Below are 24,227 nucleotides of genomic sequence, written 5' to 3' on the forward strand. Positions count from 1 at the left end.
AAGGTGCCCCTCAACAAAAAAGACACACAGGGGAAAGGCGTGAAAAACGCGTCAACCGTATCGGAAGATACTGCGTCGAATCAAGAGCCGACGCTTCATCGCGGATTACATAACCGTCATATTCAACTGATTGCGCTGGGTGGCGCAATTGGTACTGGTCTGTTTCTTGGCATTGGCCCGGCGATTCAGATGGCGGGTCCGGCTGTATTGCTGGGCTACGGCGTCGCCGGGATCATCGCTTTCCTGATTATGCGCCAGCTCGGCGAGATGGTGGTCGAAGAGCCGGTATCTGGTTCATTTGCCCACTTTGCCTATAAATACTGGGGACCGTTTGCGGGCTTCCTCTCTGGCTGGAACTACTGGGTGATGTTCGTGCTGGTGGGAATGGCAGAGCTGACCGCTGCGGGCATCTATATGCAGTACTGGTTCCCGGATGTTCCAACGTGGATTTGGGCTGCCGCCTTCTTTATTATCATCAACGCCGTTAACCTGGTAAACGTGCGCTTATATGGCGAAACCGAATTCTGGTTTGCGCTGATTAAAGTGCTGGCGATCATCGGTATGATCGGCTTTGGCCTGTGGCTGCTGTTTTCTGGGCACGGCGGCGAAAAAGCCAGTATCGACAACCTCTGGCGCTACGGTGGTTTCTTCGCCACCGGCTGGAATGGGCTGATTTTGTCGCTGGCGGTAATTATGTTCTCCTTCGGCGGTCTGGAGCTGATTGGGATTACTGCGGCTGAAGCGCGCGATCCGGAAAAAAGCATCCCGAAAGCAGTGAATCAGGTGGTGTATCGCATCCTGCTGTTTTATATCGGTTCACTGGTGGTTTTACTGGCACTCTATCCGTGGGTGGAAGTGAAATCCAACAGTAGCCCTTTTGTGATGATTTTCCATAATCTCGACAGCAACGTGGTAGCTTCTGCGCTGAACTTCGTCATTCTGGTAGCATCATTATCGGTGTATAACAGCGGGGTTTACTCTAACAGCCGCATGCTGTTTGGCCTTTCTGTGCAGGGTAATGCGCCGAAGTTTTTGACTCGCGTCAGCCGTCGCGGCGTGCCGATTAACTCGCTGATGCTTTCCGGAGCGATCACTTCGCTGGTGGTGTTAATCAACTATCTGCTGCCGCAAAAAGCGTTTGGTCTGCTGATGGCGCTGGTGGTAGCAACGCTGCTGTTGAACTGGATTATGATCTGCCTGGCGCATCTGCGTTTTCGCGCGGCGATGCGACGTCAGGGACGTGAAACACAGTTTAAGGCGCTGCTTTATCCGTTCGGCAACTATCTCTGCATTGCCTTCCTCGGCATGATTTTGCTGCTGATGTGCACGATGGATGATATGCGCTTGTCAGCGATTCTGCTGCCAGTGTGGATTGTATTCCTGTTTGTAGCGTTTAAAACGCTGCGTCGGAAATAAGGCATTCACGCCGTATCCGACAAAATGATGTCAACCATCCGAAACCGCTCTCATCCATTCGATAAGAGCGGTTTTTTTAATTACTGCTTAAATGCACCCGCCAGAGAGCGAATATCATTGCCGGTTGGCGACTGATGAAGTCGCAGACCAAACTCTTCGACAATCGCAAATATGTGATCGAATATATCAGCCTGAATGCTTTCATATTCCAGCCACACCACGGTATTAGTAAACGCGTAGATCTCAAGCGGTAAACCGTTATCGCCCGGAGCTAATTGGCGCACCATTAAGGTCATATCTTTGCGAATCCGCGGATGATTCCGCAGATATTCGTTCAGATAGGCACGAAAGGTTCCAATATTGGTCATTCGGCGCAGGTTTAATACCGACTCCGTAGAACCTTGCTGGCGATTCCACTCATTAATTTCCTTGTGGCGGCTGGTTAAATAAGGTTTTAACAAATGCGCTTTATTCAGACGTTGCATTTCGTCTTCATCAAGAAAACGAATACTGGTGACATCAATACTGATACTGCGCTTAATACGTCGCCCGCCAGATGCTGACATCCCGCTCCAGTTTTTAAAGGAGTCAGAGACCAGAGACCAGGTGGGAATAGTGGTAATGGTATTGTCCCAGTTACGCACTTTGACGGTGGTTAACCCAATATCGATCACCGCGCCATCCGCGCCGTATTTCGGCATCTCCAGCCAGTCGCCCAGTTTCAGCATATCGTTCGCGGAAAGCTGAATACCTGCCACCAGACCAAGAATCGGATCTTTAAATACCAACATCAGCACGGCAGCCATTGCACCAAGACCGCTGATCAGAATCGCTGGCGACTGACCAATCAGCAGCGAGATCATCAAAATGCCGACCAGAATCGCGCCGATCAGTTTAATCCCCTGAAATATCCCTTTCAGCGGTAACTGAGATGCCGCCGGGAATTTCTGCGCCAGATTCAAAATAACATCCAGCAACGAGAAGACTGAAAGCAGCGCATACATCATGATCCACAACTGCGCGCAGGTAGTCAGAATATCTGCCGCTTCGGTGCCTTTTTGCAGCCAGAATACCGCCTGAATATTGACGATAATCCCCTGCAGGGTAAAAGCTAAACGGTGGAAGAGTTTATTCTGGGTAATGATTTGCAACCATAGCCGTGAACTGGCGATGGCACGTTTTTCGAAGGTCCGCAGTACCACCCAATGCAAAAAAATATGCACCACGACGGCGGTCAGAAAAATAATACCGAAAATCATCACCATTGAGGTGGTGTGATCAATCTCAATACCCGCTAAATCTTCAACCTGGGATATTAAATCCTGCATAACGTCTCCTTTATACAACAGCAGCCTATGATGACGGCTGAAACAGGGTTATGCAAATCAGGAGAATCTGAGGGGAAATAGCCGGGCAGATGCCCGGCAAGAGAGAATTACACTTCGGTTAAGGTGATGTTTTGCGGCAGACGAGATTTCGGCAGCGTAGCGTTAAAATCTTCAACGCTGTGATGACCCACCGGAACAACCACCAGACTGGTGTAGCCTTTCTCTTTCAGACCAAATTCTGCATCGAGGATTGCGGCGTCAAAACCTTCGATGGGTACCGCGTCCAGACCCAGCGCCGCCACGCCGAGCAGGAAGTTGCCGACGTTGAGATAAACCTGTTTTGCCATCCACTCTGCATCATCATGCAGATCTTTACGGTGCATATCGGCGAAGAACCTGCGACCTTTATCGTTCGCGGCTTTCGCTTCCGGCGTGGCAAAGCGGCCATCGGCATCTTCCTGGTCAACAACCAGCTTCAGCCAGGCATCGTCCATCGCGGTTTTTGCACAGAACACCACAACGTGCGAGGCATCAAGCATTTTACGCTCGTTGAACACGTAATTACCGGCAGCGGATTTGGCAACACGCGCTTTACCTTCTTCCGTGCTGGCAACAATAAAATGCCACGGCTGGGAGTTGGTGCTGGATGGGCTGTATTGCAGGAGAGTTTTGATCTGCTCGGCCTGTTCCGGGGTTAGTTTTTTGCTGGCATCAAATGCCTTAGTGGAATGACGCTTTAAGGCGACAGAAATGATATCCATAAAGACTCCATGTGAAAGTAATTTTGCGTGCCAGCAGATTACAAGGTTCAACGAGAAATGGTAAGCGAGAAAAATGCGCTATAGATTCCCGCTTTAGCCTGGACGCACTCTTTTTTGATCGCGTTTAGCCAGACCATCAACCACCAGATTCCACGAATCGTTGATCAGATCGCGAAGTAACGCTTCGGAGATTTCCTCTCCGGGATACACCGAAATCCAGTGCTTTTTATTCATGTGATACCCTGGCTTAATGCTCGGATATATTTGCTGATTTAACAGGGATTTTTGTGGATCGGACTTCAGATTGATAAAGGGGACGCCGCGCAGCTCCGACGACAGCATAAAAATCTTGCCGCCAATTTTAAAAACATCGAACTCCGGGCCAAAAGGCCAGCAAAGCTCGACAAAGGGTAACTCAAGGGCCAGGCGTTTCGCCGTTTCGTGCAGTGATTGCTTATCCATAAACGTTCCTTTAGGCGAAGGAGAATAAGCAAAGTATGCCGCGAAGTACGGCGATAATCGACGTTTAATCCGCCAGCGAGAACCAGCGTCGCCAGATAAAGCGCAGAACAAAATACTCAATAGCGCCCAGCACTAAAAACCACAGACAAAACAATAAAGTGTAAAGCTGGCTAAGATCCATCAGATGGAACATGGTCACCAGTTTTTGTGCCAGCGTCAGCCCCAGTGCGGGGGCGGGTAGCAGCAGGCAAGAAAGGAAAGCCATCAGCAAAATGCCTGCTGCGGTGGTCAAGGTTTCTAAAGGGTGTTTCATAACATTGTTAAATGTAAGTTAAAACACCATTGTCAGGGATATTCTTCTGTAAGGCAATTCCCGGCTTAGTCACCAGCCCAGATCTCACAATGCTTTTTCACCAGCCCAATCAGCGAGCCGCCATCGGCGACGAAATCGCGCATCAGCTGCGCTTCATTCAGACCGCTGACGACCTGGCGATGCAGGGCCTCAATCGCACTCGATGCACCCATTTTATGTGCAGAAGGGACGATTTTTTCCAGTAAACGCAAGGTGTCTTCCGTTAGTGACCGACGATCGCCAGTATGCGGATCGGTAATGACGCCTTCCAGCCCATAGCGACAGGCCTGGAAACGGTTGAATTTATACAGCAGGTAATCTTTCTCCTGATGTTTAAACGGGCGTTCCGTCAGTAACCAGTGGGCGGTAGCCTGAATCAATCCTGCCATATTTACCGCATGGCTAAGGGTTAACGGGGTATCCATTACCCGAACCTCCACCGTGCCAAAATGAGGACTGGGGCGAATATCCCAGTGCAGATCTTTAATGCTGTCGATCATCGTGGTGTAACTCAGGCAGCGAAACAGGGCTTCAAATTGTTGCCAGTTACTGACCCACGGCATCGGGCCATTATCGGGAAAGGCGGAAAAAATATTCGGTCGTGAGGAGGCAAAACGCGTATCCGTTCCTTGCATATATGGTGACGCGGCGGAAAGGGCGATAAAGTGCGGCACAAACCGTGACAGGCCGTGCAGCAAATAAATGGCATCATCGCCACTGGCGCAACCAACATGGACATGCTGACCAAAAACGGTCGCCTGTTGAATGAGATAACCAAAGTTTTCCAGCGTTCGTTGATAGCGTTCGTTATCGCATACCTCCTGACGTTGCCATTTCTGAAACGGGTGCGTGCCACCGCCGCAAATTTCCAGATGATGATCTGCGGCTGCCTGCAATACGACTTTCTGCATCGCTGAAAATTGCCCGGCAGCCTGGTTGATATCACGGCAAACATCCGTCGCCAGCTCCAGCATACTTTCGGTGATATCGTGCTTTACCTCTCCGGCCGTGATCTTATTTTTAACCGCGTCAATCAGCATTGAAGAGTCCTGGCTTAAGTCATAGCCCGGCGGATTAACCACCTGCATTTCCAGTTCAATACCGAGGGTAAAAGGTTCAGAAACATGAAAATCGGGTAATGGCATAGGTTTCTCTTATGTTGGCGTTTTCTATTCAGTATAGAAGTGGGAGCGACTGGGCGAGATGCGGAAGTTCTGGAATGTTTCTTTTTTTGATGATGGTGACTGAAGCAAATTGGCTACATTTTGCAATATGACAAGTTATGGCAGTGCGGACTGGTGGCGAAGAATTTTGACGATTGAGGCATGCAGAAAAAAACGGGTTCAGCTTCAGTTGATCAAATGAGGATTGAGAAGTCCGAAACAGGACTTACTGTATAAATAAACAGTTATTTTGCTAAGGAAGGGTAAGATAACGGCGGGTGCCTGAAGCTTTCCGGTTTCAGGTTTACTCTGAGGTCTGGAAAGATGAAGCCCCAGGACGATATTTCTATCAACCCTGGGGCTGCCACTCCAAACCCAAACAATTTGGATGGTAGTCCCTTCTTCGCATGGAGGCAATATAAACATGCTGACGAAATATGCCCTTGTGGCAGTCATAGTGCTGTGTTTAACGGTGCTGGGATTTACGCTTCTGGTCCGCGACTCGCTGTGTGAGTTTACGGTGAAGGAACGTAATATTGAGTTTAAGGCTGTTCTCGCTTACGAACCGAAGAAGTAGCCGTTGTGCGGGGAGCAATCCCCGCATATCCGGTTGTCAGGTCAGGATGGTAAGGCACCTGCTTTACACTTTCGCCCGCGGTCAGTAATGGCTGCGGGCGAATCGTACCAGATGTTGTCAATTAATCGTGTTGGCACAGCGTTATGACTATTTTTTCTTTTATCTGCCAGTGCACAGCAAACTGCTCATCCTCTAGTCGAATGATGATCTGCTGTTTATTCCAGCTAATTATCTGATAATCCAGAAAACCTTGAGCGGCCTGTATCTTGCTTGCCTTAAATGCGCTCTCTTTGGCGGAAAATGCCAGTGTCAGCGCCAGAGAAAAGGTTAAACCGCATTCTGCGAGTCGCTCGTGTTCTGCTGGTGTAATAATGTTGTCTGTCAATTCTGCCGCTGTTTGCGCAGAAAAAATTTCTTCAATATCAATGCCAATCGGTTGACGAGATACCACGGCTAATGCCGTAGCCCCACAGTGGCTAATACTGCCGTATACCCCCGCAGGCCACACAGGTTGGCGTAGCTCGCCGATTGCGGGCACACATTTATAGCCATATTCCCGCAGCGCATAAACTGCAGCGATCCGTCCGGCTAAATGCTCTGTTTTACGTTTACGTCCAGCGTGTTGCAGTTGCGCGTAGTGTGGCAGCCAGAGTAAATCCTGCTCACAAAAACTCGCCGGATCGAACTTAACAAAATGCAGCGTATTTCCGGCAAAGGGGAGGGCGGTATGCGTAGTTTTCATGTCGACCATATTAGAGACTGATGACAAACGCAAAACTGCCTGATGCGCTACGCTTATCAGGCCTACGTGGTCCTGCAATATATTGAATTGGCAAGATTTTTGTAGGCCGGATAAGGCGTTCACGCCGCATCCGGCATGAACTACGCGCACTTTGTCAACAATCTGACGTTAGCATCAGAAGTGAGTATTAATGCTCATATACCACGTACGTCCCGGCTCGTTATAGGTATACGCCCCGGCACCGGCGATATAGTTGGCTCCTGCCAGATCGCCCGTGGTCTGGGCATTACCTGCACGCCACAAACGTTTGTCGAACAGGTTGTCCACGCCGCCGGTCAGACTGACATTCTTCGTCACATCCCAGGTCGCGCTCAGACCCACAATGCTGTACGGACTGATTTCTTTGGTTTCCGGTCCAACCGCTGGCTGACCTTTATAGTTGTACTTCTTCGGCTGCTGCTTGCCGTACCAGGTGAAGGTTGTTTGCATCGACAAATCTTCCCGTGCCTGCCAGCTCAGCGTTGAGTTCAACGTATACTCCGGGATGATCGACAAACGGTCGCCCGTGGTTTTGTTTTCACTCTTCAGCATATAAGTGATGTTATTGGTCCACATCACCGTTTCGCTAACCGGTACGTTTAACGATCCTTCCAGACCTTCAACCACCGCTTTCGGTACGTTATCCCACTGATAGAGATCGGTGCCGACTGCGTTTTGCCCTACAGCCACATAGCCCGCTTCAATCTTATTGCGATAATCGTTACGGAACCAGGTCACACCCGCCAGCCAGCCGTCGCGTTTGAACTCCAGACCAATCTCTTTGTTGATGCTGGTTTCCGCTTTCAGGTCATCATTACCTTGCAGATAGCAGCCGCCCGCGCTGGCATAGCAGCCCTGACCTTTACTGTAGAGAATGTAGTTTGGGTTAGTCTGGTACAGACTCGGCGCTTTATAAGCACGGGCAATGCCCATTTTCAGCGTGAAGTCATCGCCTAAACCTTGCGATATGTTTAGAGCCGGACTCCAGTTATTGCCAACAATGCTGTGATGATCGAAACGCAGCCCCGGCGTTACGATGGTGCTGTCAGTCAGCTCCATATTGTTTTCGGCAAACAGCGAGAAAATTTCTGCTTTTGAATACGGGCTACGGTCGGTGGCACTCACGCCATCAATAGCGCCGCCGGTATTCGTCCCGGTGAGCGCCTGGGTGTTGGAACTCAAGTCCTTCATCCGCTGCTGATTCCACTCCGTACCCAGCGTCAGCGTCTGGTTAACGAGGAAATCAATCGGCAGGTTAACTTCGCTGTGCAGCATCACGTCATCGAGATCGATATCGACGAAATCCTGTGTCGCTTTTTCGTTAAATTTCCCTTCGGTACCGCCCGCCAGACCTTCCGGAATACGCGAGTTACGGGTGTGTTCGTACTGCACCCAGTTGCTGGTGGTCACGCCGTTATCCCAGCCGCCGTTCCAGGTCAGCGAGTAGTTCTGGCGATACAGACGGTTGGTTTCATCGCCATATTTCGAGCGGGTATAGGAGTCAGAGTTGGTGTTCTGGGTATCGCCCGCATACAGGTTACCCTGGCGGCTGTAACCTGCTTCCAGTTCCAGCGATTGTAATGGTGCGAAGTCCCAGCGCACCACGCCGTTAATATCTTTATTGATCACCCCTTCGCGCCCGGCTGGTAACGTCGTGGCATACGTTCCGGCACGCGCGGACTGATGGCCCTGGTTGATATCCCACGCGTCAGCCTGAGTTTTGTCGAGGTTGCCATACAAGCGGAAGCTGAATTCGTCGCCCAGCGGACCGGTGAGGCTAAAGTTAGTGCGTTTGGTGGCACCTTCCTCTTTATGTTCTGGCGCATTGAAATATGCGTCCCACGAGCCGTGCCACTCACCACTGCCTTTTTTGGTAATGATGTTAACCACGCCGCCCGCCGCGCCGTTGCCATAACGCGCAGCTGCCGGACCACGCAGAACTTCAATACGTTCAATCATTTCAGGTGGCACCCAGGAGGTATCACCACGGGTATCGCGCTCGCCACGCCAGCCCTGACGCACCGAGTTACGGCTGCTTACCGGCTTGCCGTCAATCAAAATCAGCGTGTTTTCCGGACCCATGCCGCGAATATCAATCTGTCGGTTATTCCCACGCTGACCACTGGTGGAGTTACCGGTCAGGTTAACGCCTGGCATGGTACGGATGATCTCCGACACATCGCGGGCAACCGGGTTTTTGCGGATTTCATCTGCGGTGATGGTCGAAACGCCAGGTGCCTGCAAGTTCTGCTCGGCGGCGGTAACGACAATGGTATCGTCATGTGAAACAGGAGTATCGGTTGGCTCTTGTGCCTGTGCTACCCCATAAATCCCCAGATTGACCAACAAGGCCAGGGAATGAATCTTCTTGTTCATTGTTTTATTCCTGCATTTTTGCCACGAATTGCAACTGTCGGGCATGGTCGTCATCAACACGACGCATCCCGCTACCGCGAAAACCTTTGATCCTGAAAGACACGCAGTGCAGTTGGTTAATTAATGTCCGCGCTTCCCACGGCGCGCCATTACGCTATTGCAAATGCAAATAGTTATCAATAATATTATCAATATATTTCTGCAATCAATGAAAAATTTCACAGTAAACATGGGGTTATGGTGTGACGGCGTTAAAAGTAGGAAGTGAGAGCTGGTGGCAGTCGAAACATGGCCCGGAATGGCAGCGTCTGAATGACGAAATGTTTGAGGTCACTTTCTGGTGGCGTGATCCCCAGGGTTCTGAAGAATACTCGACGATAAAGCGCGTATGGGTCTACATCACTGGTGTGACCGATCACCATCAGAACAGCCAGCCCCAGTCGATGCAGCGAATTGCAGGTACCAACGTCTGGCAGTGGACGACACAACTTAATGCCAACTGGCGCGGCAGCTACTGTTTTATTCCCACCGAACGCGTTGACATTTTTTCTGCACCATCCCCCGATCGCCTCGAATTACGCGAAGGCTGGCGAAAACTATTACCCCAGGCGATAGCCGATCCGCTGAATCCACAAAGCTGGAAAGGCGGGCGAGGGCACGCTGTTTCTACACTCGAAATGCCGCAAGCGCCCCTACAACCTGGTTGGGATTGTCCGCAAGCGCCAGAAACGCCTGCCAAAGAAATTATCTGGAAAAGTGAGCGGCTGAAAAATTCACGCCGTGTATGGATTTTTACCACCGGCGATGCAACAGCAGAAGAACGCCCGCTGGCAGTTTTGCTTGATGGCGAATTTTGGGCGCAGAGTATGCCCGTCTGGCCGGCGCTAACTTCGCTGACCCATCGTCGGCAACTTCCTCCCGCCGTGTATGTGTTGATCGACGCTATCGACACCACGCACCGCGCCCACGAACTGCCGTGTAATGCGGATTTCTGGCTGGCAGTACAGCAAGAGTTATTACCCCTGGTGAAAGATATTGCCCCTTTTAGCGATCGCGCCGATCGCACCGTGGTCGCCGGGCAGAGTTTTGGTGGGCTTTCCGCGCTGTATGCCGGACTGCACTGGCCTGAACGCTTTGGCTGTGTATTAAGCCAGTCAGGATCGTACTGGTGGCCGCATCGGGGCGGGCAGCAAGAAGGTGTTTTACTTGAGCAACTTAAAGCTGGTCAAGTTAGTGCCGAAGGTCTGCGCATTGTGCTGGAAGCGGGTATTCGCGAGCCGATGATCATGCAGGCCAATCAGGCGCTGTATGCGCAATTACACCCCATAAAAGAATCCATTTTCTGGCGTCAGGTTGACGGCGGACATGATGCGCTTTGTTGGCGCGGTGGCTTGATGCAGGGGCTAATCGACCTCTGGCAACCACTTTTCCATGACAGGAGTTGAATATGGCATTCAGTAATCCCTTCGATGATCCGCAGGGAGCGTTTTACATTTTGCGCAATGCGCAGGGGCAATTCAGTCTGTGGCCGCAACAATGCCTCTTACCGGCAGGCTGGGACGTTGTGTGTCAGCCGCAGTCACAGGCGTCCTGCCAGCAGTGGCTTGAAGCCCACTGGCGTACTCTGACACCGGCGAATTTCACCCAGTTGCAGGGGGCACAATGAGCCAGCATTTACCTTTGGTCGCCGCACAGCCCGGCATCTGGATGGCAGAAAAACTGTCAGATTTACCCTCCGCCTGGAGCGTGGCGCATTACGTTGAGTTAACCGGAGAGGTTGATGCGCCACTACTGGCCCGCGCGGTGGTTGCCGGACTAGCGCAAGCAGATACGTTGCGGATGCGTTTTACGGAAGATAACGGCGAAGTCTGGCAGTGGGTCGATGATGCGCAGACGTTCGAATTGCCAGAAATTATCGACCTGCGAACCAACATTGATCCGCACGGTACTGCGCGGGCATTAATGCAGGCGGATTTGCAACAAGATTTGCGCGTCGATAGCGGTAAACCACTGGTCTTTCATCAGTTGATACAGGTGGCGGATAACCGCTGGTACTGGTATCAGCGTTATCACCATTTGCTGGTCGATGGCTTCAGTTTCCCGGCCATTACACGCCAGATCGCCAATATTTACTGCGCATGGCTGCGTGGCGAACCAACGCCTGCTTCGCCGTTTACGCCTTTCGCTGATGTAGTGGAAGAGTACCAGCAATACCGCGAAAGCGAAGCCTGGCAGCGTGATGCGGCATTCTGGGCGGAACAGCGTCGTCAACTGCCGCCGCCCGCGTCACTTTCTCCGGCACCTTTACCGGGGCGCAGCGCTTCGGCAGATATTCTTCGCCTGAAACTGGAATTTACTGACGGGGAATTCCGCCAGCTGGCTACGCAACTTTCAGGTGTGCAGCGTACCGATTTAGCCCTTGCGCTGGCGGCTTTGTGGCTGGGGCGATTGTGCAACCGCATGGACTACGCTGCCGGATTTATCTTTATGCGTCGACTGGGCTCGGCGGCGCTGACGGCTACCGGACCCGTGCTCAACGTTTTGCCGTTGGGTATTCACATTGCGGCACAAGAAACGCTGCCGGAACTGGCAACCCGACTGGCAGCACAACTGAAAAAAATGCGTCGTCATCAACGTTACGATGCCGAACAAATTGTCCGTGACAGCGGGCGAGCGGCAGGAGAGGAACCGCTGTTCGGTCCGGTACTCAATATCAAGGTATTTGATTACCAACTGGATATTCCTGGTGTTCAGGCGCAAACCCATACCCTGGCAACCGGTCCGGTTAATGACCTTGAACTGGCACTGTTCCCGGATGAACACGGTGATTTGAGTATTGAGATCCTCGCCAATAAACAGCGTTACGATGAGCCAACGTTAATTCAACACGCTGAACGCCTGAAAATGCTGATTGCCCAGTTCGCCGCGGATCCGGCGCTGTTGTGCGGCGATGTCGATATTATGCTGCCAGGTGAATACGCGCAGCTGGCGCAGATCAACGCCACTCAGGTTGAGATTCCAGAAACCACGCTGAGCGCGCTGGTGGCAGAACAAGCGGCAAAAACACCGCATGCTCCGGCGCTGGTTGATGCGAGTTACCAGTTTAGCTATCGGGAAATGCGCGAGCAGGTGGTGGCGCTGGCGAATCTGCTGCGTGAGCGCGGCGTTAAACCAGGCGACAGCGTGGCGGTGGCGCTACCGCGCTCGGTATTTTTGACTCTGGCGCTACATGCAATTGTTGAGGCTGGTGCGGCCTGGTTACCGCTGGATACCGGCTATCCGGACGATCGCCTGAAAATGATGCTGGAAGATGCGCGTCCGTCGCTGTTAATTACCACCGACGATCAACTGCCGCGCTTTAGCGATGTTCCCAATTTAACAAACCTTTGCTATAACGCCCCGCTTACCCCCCAGGGCAGTGCGCCGCTGCAACTTTCACAACCGCATAACACGGCTTATATCATCTTTACCTCTGGCTCCACCGGCAGGCCGAAAGGGGTAATGGTCGGGCAGACGGCTATCGTTAACCGCCTGTTGTGGATGCAAAATCATTATCCACTTACAGGTGAAGATGTCGTTGCCCAAAAAACGCCGTGCAGTTTTGATGTCTCGGTGTGGGAGTTTTTCTGGCCGTTTATTGCCGGGGCTAAACTGGTGATGGCTGAACCGGAAGCGCACCGCGATCCGCTCGCTATGCAGCAATTCTTTGCCGAATATGGCGTAACGACTACGCACTTTGTGCCGTCGATGCTGGCGGCATTTGTTGCATCGCTGACGCCGCAAACCGCTCGCCAGAGTTGCGCGACGTTGAAACAGGTTTTCTGTAGTGGTGAGGCCTTACCAGCTGATTTATGCCGCGAATGGCAACAGTTAACCAGCGTGCCGTTGCATAATCTATATGGCCCGACGGAAGCGGCGGTAGATGTCAGCTGGTATCCGGCTTTTGGCGAGGAACTGGCAGAGGTGCGCGGCAGTAGTGTGCCGATTGGTTATCCGGTGTGGAATACGGGCCTGCGTATTCTTGATGCGATGATGCATCCGGTGCCGCCAGGTGTGGCGGGTGATCTCTATCTCACCGGTATTCAACTGGCGCAGGGGTATCTGGGACGACCCGATCTGACCGCCAGTCGCTTTATTGCCGATCCTTTTGCTCCAGGGGAACGGATGTACCGTACCGGAGACGTTGCCCGCTGGCTGGATAACGGCGCGGTGGAGTACCTCGGGCGCAGTGACGATCAGCTAAAAATTCGCGGGCAGCGTATTGAACTGGGCGAAATCGATCGCGTGATGCAGGCGCTGCCGGACGTTGAACAGGCCGTGACCCACGCCTGCGTCATTAACCAGGCTGCCGCAACGGGAGGCGATGCGCGTCAGTTGGTTGGGTATCTGGTGTCGCAATCAGGCCTGCCGCTGGATACCACTGCATTGCAGGCGCAGTTGCGCGAAACATTGCCACCGCATATGGTGCCCGTGGTTCTGCTGCAACTTCCGCAGTTGCCGCTTAGCGCCAACGGCAAGCTGGATCGCAAAGCCTTACCGTTGCCTGAACTGAAAGCACAAGCGCCGGGGCGTGCGCCGAAAGCGGGCAGTGAAACGATTATCGCCGCGGCATTCTCGTCGTTGCTGGGTTGTGACGTGCAGGATGCCGATGCTGATTTCTTTGCGCTTGGCGGTCATTCGCTACTGGCAATGAAACTGGCTGCGCAGTTAAGTCGGCAGTTTGCCCGTCAGGTGACGCCGGGGCAGGTGATGGTCGCGTCAACTGTCGCCAAACTGGCAACGATTATTGATGGTGAAGAAGACAGCTCCCGGCGCATGGGATTCGAAACCATTCTGCCGTTGCGTGAAGGTAATGGCCCGACGCTGTTTTGTTTCCATCCTGCGTCCGGTTTTGCCTGGCAGTTCAGCGTGCTCTCGCGTTATCTCGATCCACAATGGTCGATTATCGGCATTCAGTCGCCGCGCCCTCATGGCCCCATGCAGATCGCGGCAAACCTGGATGAAGTCTGCGAAGCGCATCTGGCAACGTTACTTGAACAACAACCGCACGGCCCTTATTACCTGCTGGGGTATTCGCTGGGCGGTACGCTGGCGCAGGGCATTGCGGCGCGGCTGCGTGCCCGTGGCGAACAGGTGGCATTTATTGGCTTGCTGGATACCTGGCCGCCAGAAACGCAAAACTGGCAGGAAAAAGAGGCTAATGGCCTGGACCCGGAAGTGCTGGCGGAGATTAACCGCGAGCGCGAGGCCTTCCTGGCGGCACAGCAGGGAAGTACTTCAACGGAGTTGTTTACCACCATTGAAGGCAACTACGCTGATGCTGTGCGCCTGCTGACGACTGCTCATAGTGTACCGTTTGACGGTAAAGCGACGCTGTTTGTTGCTGAACGCACGCTTCAGGAAGGTATGAATCCCGAACGCGCCTGGTCGCCGTGGATTGCGGAGCTGGATATCTATCGTCAGGATTGTGCGCATGTGGATATTATCTCTCCAGGGGCGTTTGAAAAAATTGGGCCGATTATTCGCGCTACGCTAAACAGGTAAATTAATATTATCTATAAACCCATAATTACAGGAAATAATTATGGGCTTATCATTTATTTAATTTATAAGTTTGGTGGATATTTCTCTTAAATAGAGTGAATGTTGCATTCAGTGGAAGGAATTTACAAACTTCAGCTTCGGATAATTCTCACCAACTGGTAAAGTGAGCGCCGTGGAGATTTCCCCCTATTGGACTCATTTTCAGGTTATACCCCATGTCATCAATGAATATTAAACAGGGAAGTGACGCTCATTTTCCCGAGTATCCTCTGGCGTCGCCCAGTAATAATGAAATTGATTTACTTAATCTAATTGAAGTTTTATGGCGGGCCAAAAAAACGGTCATGGCGGTCGTTTTTGCGTTTGCCTGCGCAGGTTTACTGATCTCTTTCATCCTGCCGCAAAAATGGACCAGCGCGGCGGTTGTCACACCTCCAGAACCTGTTCAGTGGCAGGCGCTTGAGAAAACATTCACTAAGCTTCGTGTGCTGGATCTGGATATCAAAATTGATCGTACAGAAGCATTTAACCTGTTTATCAAGAAGTTTCAGTCGGTTAGCTTGCTGGAAGAGTACCTGCGCTCAACACCTTATGTGATGGACCAATTAAAAGAGGCGAAAATCGACGAACTGGATTTGCATCGCGCAATTGTCGCATTGAGCGAAAAAATGAAAGCGGTTGATGACAATGCCAGTAAGAAAAAAGATGAACCGTCACTGTATACCTCCTGGACGCTAAGTTTTACCGCGCCAACCAGCGAAGAGGCGCAGACCGTTTTGAGCGGGTATATCGATTATATCTCTGCGTTGGTGGTGAAAGAGTCGATAGAAAACGTCCGTAATAAACTGGAGATCAAAACCCAGTTTGAAAAAGAAAAACTGGCTCAGGACCGCATTAAAACGAAAAATCAACTTGATGCAAACATTCAGCGCCTCAATTATTCACTCGACATTGCTAACGCGGCAGGAATTAAAAAGCCCGTTTACAGTAATGGTCAGGCCGTTAAAGATGACCCCGATTTCTCTATTTCTCTCGGCGCAGACGGTATTGAACGCAAACTGGAAATTGAAAAAGCGGTTACTGACGTTGCGGAACTGAACGGTGAATTACGTAATCGCCAGTATCTTGTTGAGCAGCTAACAAAAGCAAATATCAACGATGTGAATTTTACGCCGTTTAAATATCAGTTAAGCCCGTCATTGCCAGTGAAAAAAGACGGTCCGGGTAAGGCGATTATTGTGATCCTTTCTGCGATGATCGGCGGGATGGTGGCTTGTGGTGGCGTGCTGTTGCGCTATGCGATGGCATCCAGAAAACAGGATGCCGTGATGGAAGAGCACTTAGTTTAAATCTTGGCAGTTGAAGGTGCCGTTCGTCCGAGCGGCACCACGAGCGGAGTTCCGGCTACCGGATCGTCAATAATCATGCAGCGCAGACCATAAATGCGCTCGATCAATTCAGCAGTGACAATCTCCTTCGGCGCTCCCTGAGCAACAATTTTCCCTTCCCGCAATGCAATCAAATGGCTGGCGTAACGACAGGCCTGATTAAGATCGTGCAGCACCGCCGCCAGGGTATAGCCTTTCTCGCGGTTCAGTTCGCTTAACAGTTCCAGGAGATCAATCTGATGACTGATATCCAGCCAGGTCGTTGGTTCATCGAGCAGCATAATTGCCGTTTCCTGGGCCAGCACCATTGCTATCCACGCTCGCTGGCGTTGTCCGCCAGAAAGGGTATCCACGCTTTGATCTGCCAGATGAGTGATTCCCGTGGCCTGCATCGCTTTCGTTACCGCTTCTTCATCTTCTTTGCGCCAGCGAGTAAACAGCGGTTGATGCGGGTAACGCCCACGCGCCACCAGCTCCTGCACGGTGATATCTCCCGGCGTTGTGGCGTTTTGCGCCAACAGGCCAATCCGGCGTGCAACCTCTTTACTGGCGTAATGTTGAATGTGCTCGCCATCCAGCCAGACATGCCCGTGAGCAGGCGTCATCAGGCGGCTTAAGGTACGCAGTAACGTGGATTTACCGCAGCCATTTGGCCCGATAATTGCCGTGAAGTGACCATCAGGAATTTCTACAGTCAGATTTTCCGCAACGGTATATTTGCCATATCCGAGGGTTAACTGTTCGCCACGCAAACGGGCTACTGATTCGGTCATTTTTTGCGAGACTCCTGAATTAACAAGACGATAAGGTAAATACCGCCGAGGCTGACGGTAACGACGCCAACCGGAAGTTGATACGGCATAAACAGTTGTTGGGCGCAGAGATCGGCCGCCAGCAGTAACAGCGCCCCGCACAGCGCCGCCTGGGTCAGCCCCCAGCGAGCGGTGCCGCTAATGCGTCGGGCAATGTGCGGCGCGACTAAAGCAATAAAGGAAATCGGCCCGGCAAGCGCCGTTGCCGCAGCGGTGAGCACCACTGCCACCAGCATCATTAACAGCCGCGAACGTTCGACGCTGACGCCCAACGCACACGCGGTATCATCGCCCATTTCCAGCAAGCGCATCCGGCGTACCAGTAAGGCGGCGGCAATGAGCATCAATATAATGATGGGTGCGGAAGGCGAGGTTTTTGCCCACGTCAGGCCGTTGAGCGATCCGGCATTCCACAAACCTGCTGTTAGCGCCGTTTCTAAAGACGCTTTCAGCAACAGCCAGGTATTAAAGGCCACCAGCATGGCGCGAACGCCGATGCCGATAATAATCAACCGAAAGGTGTCGATGCCGTTACGCCAGGCGAGCAGCCAGACCAGCAGCGAGGTGACAATGCCGCCCACCATTGCTGCCAGGGCGATAGCCGTCAGGTCCTGACCAAACAGCACCATCGCCACCAGCACGCCGCTCCACGCCCCGGTGTTAAAGCCCATTACGTCAGGGCTGCCGAGCGGGTTACGCATCAGCGACTGAAAAATCGCGCCGCTGACGCCCAGAGCCGCGCCAATTAACAGCGCCATCAGCACGCGTGGTAAACGCCATTCGGTGACCACCATCGTCATACTGCGCGGCGCATCGCCCATCAGCGCGGCGAATACCTGCGAGGTTTCCAGCGTGACGGTACCGCTGCGTAATCCCCAGATACCTGCAACCACACAGGCGGTAATTAGCAGCAAACAGGTGATGATTAATCGGCGAGAGACGTAAATCATGCGCCACCTCGCGTTTTACGTCGCACGAGGAAGATCAGCACCGGTGCGCCAATAAAGGCACTGACCACAGAAACGCGCAACTCGCCGGGCACAATCACCCGCCCGATGATATCGGCAAACAGCAGCAGGGCAGGGGTGGCAAGTAGCGTGACGGGCAGCGACCAGCGATGATCGGCACCCACCAACCAACGTGCCATATGCGGCATCATCAGGCCAATAAAGGCAATCGGGCCAACTACCGCCGTCGCACTACCACAAAGCACGGTAATCGCCAGCAGACCAATCAACTGTGTGCGCGCCACGCGACTACCCAGCGCCGTCGCGGTGTCACTGCCGAGGCTTAAACTGTTCAGCGCGCGGCTCAGTAATAGCGCGGTTGCTCCGGCGATCAGCACCGGGATCAGCACCACTTTTAAGGTATGTAGATTGCGAATATCCAGCGAACCGGCTTGCCAGAAACGCAACTGATCGTAGACGTCAGGATTAAGCAGGGCGATGCCGCTGGTCAGCCCTTCCAGCACCGCCGCCAGTGCCACGCCCGCCAGGGTTAAACGCACCGGACTTAACTGCCCGCCGCCCTGGCTGCCGGTAAAGGCAACAATCAATGAGGCCACCAGCGCCCCGGCGAAGGCCATCGCCAGTTGTTCCTGTGCGGAAGAGTAACCAAACAGCGCCGCACCCAGCACAATGGCAAAGCTGGCTCCGGCGTTCACGCCAAGCAAGCCGGGGTCGGCAAGTGGGTTTCGGGTGAGGGTTTGCATCAGCGCCCCTGCAAGCCCAAGCGCACCGCCGGCCAGTAAACCGGCAAGGGTGCGCGGCAGTCGCGCGTCGAGCACGATGGTGCAGTCGGCGCTCTGGCAGGTGCCGGAGATGGCCTCCAGCACTACGGAAGCGGGGAGTGATTTTGCCCCAATGAGCAGGCTTAATGCCGTCGCGATAATCAGTAAGAACAGCAATCCGGGCACGGCAATGGCGCGTGTCACGGCAACAGAACCAGACATACGAACTTCCATGATAATGAAATTAATTATCGTTATCGATCTTATTTGGATATGTTAGCATGTGCAGCCTAAGAATAGGTATTTAAAATATTTGATGGCAAGGCATTGTAATGAATAAACAATCCTGGCTGCTTAACCTCAGCCTGTTGAAAACGCACCCGGCGTTTCGCGCAGTATTCCTCGCTCGTTTTATCTCAATTGTGTCTCTGGGTTTGCTCGGCGTCGCGGTGCCGGTGCAGATCCAGATGATGACGCATTCTACCTGGCAGGTGGGGCTTTCGGTGACGCTGACCGGCGGCGCGATGTTTGTTGGCCTGATGGTCGGCGGTGTGCTGGCGGATCGCTATGAACGCAAAAAAGTGATTTTGCTGGCGCGCGGCACCTGTGGCATTGGCTTCATTGGACTGTGCCTTAATGCACTGCTGCCGGAGCCGTCATTGTTGGCAATCTATTTACTTGGTTTATGGGATGGTTTTTTCGCATCACTTGGCGTTACGGCGCTACTGGCGGCGACACCTGCACTGGTAGGGCGTGAAAACTTAATGCAGGCCGGGGCGATCACCATGTTGACCGTGCGCCTGGGGTCGGTGATTTCGCCCATGATTGGCGGTTTATTGCTGGCGACCGGCGGCGTAGCCTGGAACTACGGGCTGGCGGCGGCGGGCACGTTTATTACCTTGCTGCCGTTATTAAGCCTTCCGGCGTTGCCACCGCCACCTCAGCCGCGTGAGCATCCGTTGAAATCATTACTGGCAGGATTTCGTTTTCTGCTCGCCAGCCCGCTGGTGGGAGGGATTGCGCTGCTGGGTGGTTTATTGACGATGGCGAGCGCGGTGCGGGTACTGTATCCGGCGCTGGCTGACAACTGGCAGATGTCGGCGGCACAGATTGGTTTTCTCTATGCGGCGATCCCGCTCGGCGCGGCTATTGGCGCGTTAACCAGCGGGAAGCTGGCACATAGCGCGCGACCAGGGTTATTGATGCTGCTCTCCACGCTGGGATCGTTCCTCGCCATTGGGCTGTTTGGCCTGATGCCGATGTGGATTTTAGGCGTGATTTGTCTGGCGCTATTCGGCTGGCTGAGCGCGGTCAGCTCGTTGCTGCAATACACAATGCTGCAAACGCAAACCCCGGAAGCGATGTTAGGGCGGATTAACGGTTTGTGGACGGCGCAAAACGTGACGGGCGATGCCATAGGTGCGGCGCTGTTAGGCGGTCTGGGAGCGATGATGACACCGGTTGCTTCCGCAAGCGCGAGCGGTTTTGGTTTGTTGATTATCGGTGTGTTGTTATTGCTGGTGCTGGTGGAGTTGCGACGTTTTCGCCAGACGCCGCCGCAGGTGACAGCGTCCGACAGTTAATGCTTAAAACAGCGCCTTAAGTCGTTCCAGCACTTGCATGGCGCTGTAGTAATCCAGTCGGAACGTCTCGGTTCCCAGCGCATAAACCTGCTTGTTTTGTACTGCAGGCAGGTGCGCGAGCAGCGGATTAGCATAAATAGCATCGGCATCTTTCTGATCACCGGCGAACAGGAATAGTGACTCGCCATTTAACCCTGCAGCCAGATTTTCCCCACCAAGCTGAACGATATCATGACGTTTGCCCTGGCTTTGGCTGGCGTTTAACCCTGCGGGCAATTTCGCCAACGTAAAGCCGAGTTGTTCCAGCATCTGCCCTTGTGCTGATTCCGGCGTCCAGAGATTGGCACTGTGTGCAGCGGCGGTATAGACAATGGCAGTGACCGGCTGCGGCGGTAATTTGATTTGCTCTTTCGCCGCCGCCAGTTGCTTATCAAACTGTGCAATCCGCTCTGCCGCTTGTTTCTCATGCCCGGTAATTTCGCCAAGTTGCGTTAACAGCGCCTGCCAGCTTTTGTCGTCGTAATTGATGATTAATGTTGGGGCGATGGTAGAAAGCTGATCGTACAGCGCCAGCGCCGAATCCCCGCCAGTTGCGCTAATTAAAATCAGATCCGGCATTTGCGCGGCAACGGCTTCGGCGCTCGGTTCGCCGATATAGAGCCGTTGCAGTTTGCGTTCTTTCGCCACCTTGCTCCACTGGCGTAAAAAGCCCTGGTCATCCGCGACGCGGTTATTCGGCGTGGTCGCGCCGCTGGCAATCACCGGAGCATCAATCGCCAGCAGTGAGCCGGTCAGGGTGACGCTGGTGGAAACAATACGCTGCGGCTGGCTTTCCAGGGTATGAGTGCCCCGGCTGTCAGTAATCTGACGCGGCCAGTCGGCGGCCTGAACTGCGACTATTCCTGAAAGCAAAAGTCCTGTTAATAGAAGGGCGTTGCGGTAGAGCGGGGCGAGTCTCACAAGTCAGCTTCCTGTTATTAATGAAGTTAATGCTTCTCATTTTCATTGTAACCACAACCAGATGCAACCCCGAGTTGCAGATTGCGTTACCTCAAGAGTTGACATAGTGCGCGTTTGCTTTTAGGTTAGCGACCGAAAATATAAATGATAATCATTATTAAAGCCTTTATCATTTTGTGGAGGATGATATGGATACGTCACTGGCTGAGGAAGTACAGCAGACCATGGCAACACTTGCGCCCAATCGCTTTTTCTTTATGTCGCCGTACCGCAGTTTTACGACGTCAGGATGTTTCGCCCGCTTCGATGAACCGGCTGTGAACGGGGATTCGCCCGACAGTCCCTTCCAGCAAAAACTCGCCGCGCTGTTTGCCGATGCCAAAGCGAAGGGCATCAAAAATCCGGTGATGGTCGGGGCGATTCCCTTCGATCCACGTCAGCCTTCATCGCTGTATATTCCTGAATCCTGGCAGTCGTTCTCCCGCCAGGAAAAACAAGCTTCCGCACGCCGTTTCACCCGCAGCCAGTCGCTGAACGTGGTGGAACGTCAGGCAATTCCGGATCAAACCACGTTTGAACAGATGGTTGCTCGCGCCGCCGCACTTACCGCCACGCCGCAGGTCGACAAAGTGGTGTTGTCACGGTTGATTGATATCACCACTGACGCCGCCATTGATAGTGGCGTATTGCTGGAACGGTTGATTGCGCAAAACCCGGTTAGTTACAACTTCCATGTCCCGCTGGCTGATGGTGGCGTTCTGCTGGGGGCCAGCCCGGAACTGCTGCTACATAAAGACGGCGAGCGTTTTAGCTCCATTCCGTTAGCCGGTTCCGCGCGTCGTCAGCCGGATGAAGTGCTCGATCGCGAAGCGGGTAATCGTCTGCTGGCGTCAGAAAAAGATCGCCATGAACATGAACTGGTGACTCAGGCGATGAAAGAGGTACTGCGCGAACGAAGTAGTGAGTTACACGTCCCTTCTTCTCCACAACTGATCACCACGCCGACGCTGTGGCATCTCGCAACTCCCTTTGAAGGTAAAGCGAATTCGCATGAGAACGCACTGACGCTGGCCTGTCTGCTGCATCCGACCCCCGCGCTGAGCGGTTTCCCGCATCAGGCCGCGACCCAGGTTATTGCTGAACTGGAGCCGTTCGACCGCGAACTGTTTGGCGGCATTGTGGGTTGGTGTGACAGCGAAGGTAACGGCGAGTGGGTGGTGACCATCCGCTGCGCGAAGCTGCGGGAAAATCAGGTGCGTCTGTTTGCCGGAGCGGGGATTGTGCCTGCGTCGTCACCGTTGGGTGAGTGGCGCGAAACGGGCGTCAAACTTTCTACCATGTTGAACGTTTTTGGATTGCATTAAGGAGTGAGGATGAGCATTCCATTCACCCGCTGGCCGGAAGAGTTTGCCCGTCGCTATCGGGAAAAAGGCTACTGGCAGGATTTGCCGCTGACCGACATTCTGACCCGTCATGCCGCAAGCGACAGCATCGCGGTCATCGACGGCGAGCGGCAGTTGAGTTACCGGGAGCTGAATCGGGCGGCAGATAACCTCGCCTGTAGTTTGCGCCGCCAGGGCATTAAACCTGGTGAAACCGCGCTGGTACAGCTGGGTAACGTCGCTGAATTGTATATTACCTTTTTCGCGCTGCTGAAGCTGGGCGTTGCGCCGGTGCTGGCGCTGTTCAGCCATCAGCGTAGTGAACTGAACGCCTATGCCAGCCAGATTGAACCGGCGTTACTGATTGCCGATCGCCAGCATGCGCTGTTTAGCGGGGATGATTTCCTCAATACATTTGTTGCAGAGCATTCCTCCATTCGCGTGGTGCAACTGCACAACGACAGCGGTGAGCATAATTTGCAGGATGCGATTAACCATCCGGCTGAGGATTTTACTGCCACGCCGTCACCTGCTGATGAAGTGGCCTATTTCCAGCTTTCCGGCGGCACCACCGGCACACCGAAACTGATCCCGCGCACTCATAACGACTACTACTACAGCGTGCGTCGTAGCGTCGAGATTTGTCAGTTCACACAACAGACACGCTACCTGTGCGCGATCCCGGCGGCTCATAACTACGCCATGAGTTCGCCGGGATCGCTGGGCGTCTTTCTTGCCGGAGGAACGGTCGTTCTGGCGGCCGATCCCAGCGCCACGCTCTGTTTCCCATTGATTGAAAAACATCAGGTGAACGTCACCGCGCTGGTGCCACCCGCAGTCAGCCTGTGGTTACAGGCGCTGACCGAAGGCGAAAGCCGGGCGCAGCTTGCCTCGCTGAAACTGTTACAGGTCGGCGGCGCACGTCTTTCTGCCACGCTTGCGGCGCGTATTCCCGCTGAGATTGGCTGCCAGTTGCAGCAGGTGTTTGGCATGGCGGAAGGGCTGGTGAACTACACCCGTCTTGATGATAGCGCGGAGAAAATTATCCATACCCAGGGTTACCCAATGTGCCCGGACGATGAAGTGTGGGTTGCCGATGCCGAAGGAAATCCACTGCCGCAAGGGGAAGTTGGACGCCTGATGACGCGCGGGCCGTACACCTTCCGCGGTTATTACAAAAGCCCGCAGCACAATGCCAGTGCCTTTGATGCCAACGGTTTTTACTGTTCCGGCGATCTGATCTCTATTGATCCAGAGGGTTACATCACCGTGCAGGGGCGCGAGAAAGATCAGATCAACCGTGGCGGCGAGAAGATCGCTGCCGAAGAGATCGAAAACCTGCTGCTGCGCCATCCGGCGGTGATCTATGCCGCACTGGTGAGCATGGAAGATGAGCTGATGGGCGAAAAAAGCTGTGCTTATCTGGTGGTAAAAGAGCCTCTACGCGCGGTGCAGGTGCGTCGTTTCCTGCGTGAACAGGGTATTGCCGAATTTAAATTACCGGATCGCGTGGAGTGTGTGGATTCACTTCCGCTGACGGCGGTCGGGAAAGTCGATAAAAAACAATTACGTCAGTGGCTGGCGTCACGCGCATCAGCCTGAAGGAGAGAACA

Annotated in this window: 21 protein-coding genes; 9 read left to right on the plus strand and 12 right to left on the minus strand. The window is 53.3% G+C overall.

Annotation, left to right across the window (positions count from 1 at the left end; translation table 11 throughout):
• Positions 1 to 39: 39 nt before the first annotated feature.
• The gene (gene pheP / locus ACJHYD_RS17500; RefSeq protein WP_000786320.1) at positions 40 to 1,416 is read left to right on the plus strand and encodes a phenylalanine transporter; all 1,377 of its coding nucleotides are present in this window, start codon (positions 40 to 42) and stop codon (positions 1,414 to 1,416) included.
• Positions 1,417 to 1,496: 80 nt separating this feature from the next.
• Here the strand turns inward: pheP and ybdG are convergent, their stop codons facing one another.
• The 6 genes from ybdG to ACJHYD_RS17530 all read right to left on the minus strand — a co-directional run bounded on the left by ybdG (position 1,497) and on the right by ACJHYD_RS17530 (position 5,938).
• Entirely contained in the window at positions 1,497 to 2,744 is a 1,248-nt protein-coding gene (gene ybdG, locus ACJHYD_RS17505; RefSeq protein WP_001153128.1) for a mechanosensitive ion channel YbdG, read from the minus strand.
• 107 nt (positions 2,745 to 2,851) lie between these two features.
• Entirely contained in the window at positions 2,852 to 3,505 is a 654-nt protein-coding gene (gene nfsB, locus ACJHYD_RS17510; protein WP_001550777.1) for an oxygen-insensitive NAD(P)H nitroreductase, read from the minus strand.
• A 93-nt stretch (positions 3,506 to 3,598) separates the two neighbouring features.
• Positions 3,599 to 3,967, minus strand: a complete 369-nt coding sequence (locus ACJHYD_RS17515) for an MmcQ/YjbR family DNA-binding protein (protein WP_000360951.1) — start codon at positions 3,965 to 3,967, stop codon at positions 3,599 to 3,601.
• A 64-nt stretch (positions 3,968 to 4,031) separates the two neighbouring features.
• Positions 4,032 to 4,280 carry a DUF1158 domain-containing protein gene (locus ACJHYD_RS17520; protein WP_000682518.1) on the minus strand — a complete coding sequence of 83 codons (249 nt, stop codon included), beginning with the start codon at positions 4,278 to 4,280 and terminating at the stop codon, positions 4,032 to 4,034.
• 65 nt (positions 4,281 to 4,345) lie between these two features.
• Positions 4,346 to 5,464, minus strand: coding sequence for a YbdK family carboxylate-amine ligase (locus ACJHYD_RS17525; RefSeq protein ID WP_001550780.1), 1,119 nt, complete (start codon positions 5,462 to 5,464; stop codon positions 4,346 to 4,348).
• 204 nt (positions 5,465 to 5,668) lie between these two features.
• Positions 5,669 to 5,938: a hypothetical protein gene (locus tag ACJHYD_RS17530; RefSeq protein WP_077634174.1), complete on the minus strand. Its 270-nt coding sequence runs from the start codon at positions 5,936 to 5,938 to the stop codon at positions 5,669 to 5,671.
• Here ACJHYD_RS17530 and hokE point away from each other — a divergent pair.
• Positions 5,907 to 6,059, plus strand: coding sequence for a type I toxin-antitoxin system toxin HokE (gene hokE / locus ACJHYD_RS17535; protein ID WP_000956470.1), 153 nt, complete (start codon positions 5,907 to 5,909; stop codon positions 6,057 to 6,059). The genes ACJHYD_RS17530 and hokE overlap by 32 nt on opposite strands.
• Before the next feature lie 121 nt (positions 6,060 to 6,180).
• On the opposite strand, the gene entD is transcribed toward hokE, so the two are convergent.
• Both entD and fepA read right to left on the minus strand, forming a co-directional pair.
• Complete coding sequence (entD, locus tag ACJHYD_RS17540; RefSeq protein ID WP_023063555.1) at positions 6,181 to 6,801, minus strand: enterobactin synthase subunit EntD; 621 nt, start codon at positions 6,799 to 6,801, stop codon at positions 6,181 to 6,183.
• Between the two features lie 174 nt (positions 6,802 to 6,975).
• Positions 6,976 to 9,216: a siderophore enterobactin receptor FepA gene (gene fepA, locus ACJHYD_RS17545; RefSeq protein WP_001034923.1), complete on the minus strand. Its 2,241-nt coding sequence runs from the start codon at positions 9,214 to 9,216 to the stop codon at positions 6,976 to 6,978.
• A gap of 242 nt (positions 9,217 to 9,458) precedes the next feature.
• Here fepA and fes point away from each other — a divergent pair, with 242 nt between their 5' ends.
• The 4 genes from fes to wzz(fepE) all read left to right on the plus strand — a co-directional run bounded on the left by fes (position 9,459) and on the right by wzz(fepE) (position 16,109).
• Complete coding sequence (fes, locus tag ACJHYD_RS17550) at positions 9,459 to 10,661, plus strand: enterochelin esterase (protein WP_001550783.1); 1,203 nt, start codon at positions 9,459 to 9,461, stop codon at positions 10,659 to 10,661.
• Positions 10,662 to 10,663: 2 nt separating this feature from the next.
• Positions 10,664 to 10,882 carry an enterobactin biosynthesis protein YbdZ gene (gene ybdZ, locus ACJHYD_RS17555; RefSeq protein ID WP_001550784.1) on the plus strand — a complete coding sequence of 73 codons (219 nt, stop codon included), beginning with the start codon at positions 10,664 to 10,666 and terminating at the stop codon, positions 10,880 to 10,882.
• Positions 10,879 to 14,760 (plus strand): enterobactin non-ribosomal peptide synthetase EntF, encoded by a 3,882-nt coding sequence (gene entF, locus ACJHYD_RS17560; RefSeq protein WP_001550785.1) that lies wholly within the window; start codon positions 10,879 to 10,881, stop codon positions 14,758 to 14,760. Before ybdZ ends, entF begins: the two co-directional genes overlap by 4 nt.
• Positions 14,761 to 14,975: 215 nt before the next feature.
• Complete coding sequence (gene wzz(fepE), locus ACJHYD_RS17565) at positions 14,976 to 16,109, plus strand: LPS O-antigen length regulator Wzz(fepE) (RefSeq protein ID WP_001550786.1); 1,134 nt, start codon at positions 14,976 to 14,978, stop codon at positions 16,107 to 16,109.
• On the opposite strand, the gene fepC is transcribed toward wzz(fepE), so the two are convergent.
• From fepC to fepD, 3 genes are read right to left on the minus strand one after another with little or no spacing between them, the layout of a single operon-like run.
• Complete coding sequence (gene fepC / locus ACJHYD_RS17570; RefSeq protein WP_000140646.1) at positions 16,106 to 16,921, minus strand: iron-enterobactin ABC transporter ATP-binding protein; 816 nt, start codon at positions 16,919 to 16,921, stop codon at positions 16,106 to 16,108. The two genes, wzz(fepE) and fepC, sit on opposite strands and share 4 nt — an antisense overlap.
• Complete coding sequence (fepG, locus tag ACJHYD_RS17575) at positions 16,918 to 17,910, minus strand: iron-enterobactin ABC transporter permease (protein WP_000640927.1); 993 nt, start codon at positions 17,908 to 17,910, stop codon at positions 16,918 to 16,920. The genes fepC and fepG overlap by 4 nt, the downstream gene beginning before the upstream one ends.
• Complete coding sequence (fepD, locus tag ACJHYD_RS17580) at positions 17,907 to 18,911, minus strand: Fe(3+)-siderophore ABC transporter permease (protein ID WP_001550787.1); 1,005 nt, start codon at positions 18,909 to 18,911, stop codon at positions 17,907 to 17,909. Before fepD ends, fepG begins: the two co-directional genes overlap by 4 nt.
• Positions 18,912 to 19,021: 110 nt before the next feature.
• Between fepD and entS the strand changes: the two genes are divergently transcribed.
• A complete protein-coding gene (gene entS, locus ACJHYD_RS17585; protein ID WP_001041781.1) occupies positions 19,022 to 20,272 on the plus strand; it encodes an enterobactin transporter EntS in 1,251 nt (416 codons plus the stop codon).
• 3 nt (positions 20,273 to 20,275) lie between these two features.
• Here the strand turns inward: entS and fepB are convergent, their stop codons facing one another.
• Positions 20,276 to 21,232, minus strand: a complete 957-nt coding sequence (gene fepB / locus ACJHYD_RS17590) for a Fe2+-enterobactin ABC transporter substrate-binding protein (protein WP_001234345.1) — start codon at positions 21,230 to 21,232, stop codon at positions 20,276 to 20,278.
• A 188-nt stretch (positions 21,233 to 21,420) separates the two neighbouring features.
• Between fepB and entC the strand changes: the two genes are divergently transcribed.
• Both entC and entE read left to right on the plus strand, forming a co-directional pair.
• Complete coding sequence (entC, locus tag ACJHYD_RS17595; RefSeq protein ID WP_001550788.1) at positions 21,421 to 22,596, plus strand: isochorismate synthase EntC; 1,176 nt, start codon at positions 21,421 to 21,423, stop codon at positions 22,594 to 22,596.
• A gap of 9 nt (positions 22,597 to 22,605) precedes the next feature.
• Positions 22,606 to 24,216, plus strand: a complete 1,611-nt coding sequence (entE, locus tag ACJHYD_RS17600; RefSeq protein ID WP_001550789.1) for a (2,3-dihydroxybenzoyl)adenylate synthase EntE — start codon at positions 22,606 to 22,608, stop codon at positions 24,214 to 24,216.
• The last annotated feature ends 11 nt before the right edge of the window (positions 24,217 to 24,227 follow it).

It is taken from the genome of Escherichia sp. WS1368 (genome assembly GCF_046487485.1).
GTDB lineage: Bacteria > Pseudomonadota > Gammaproteobacteria > Enterobacterales > Enterobacteriaceae > Escherichia > Escherichia coli.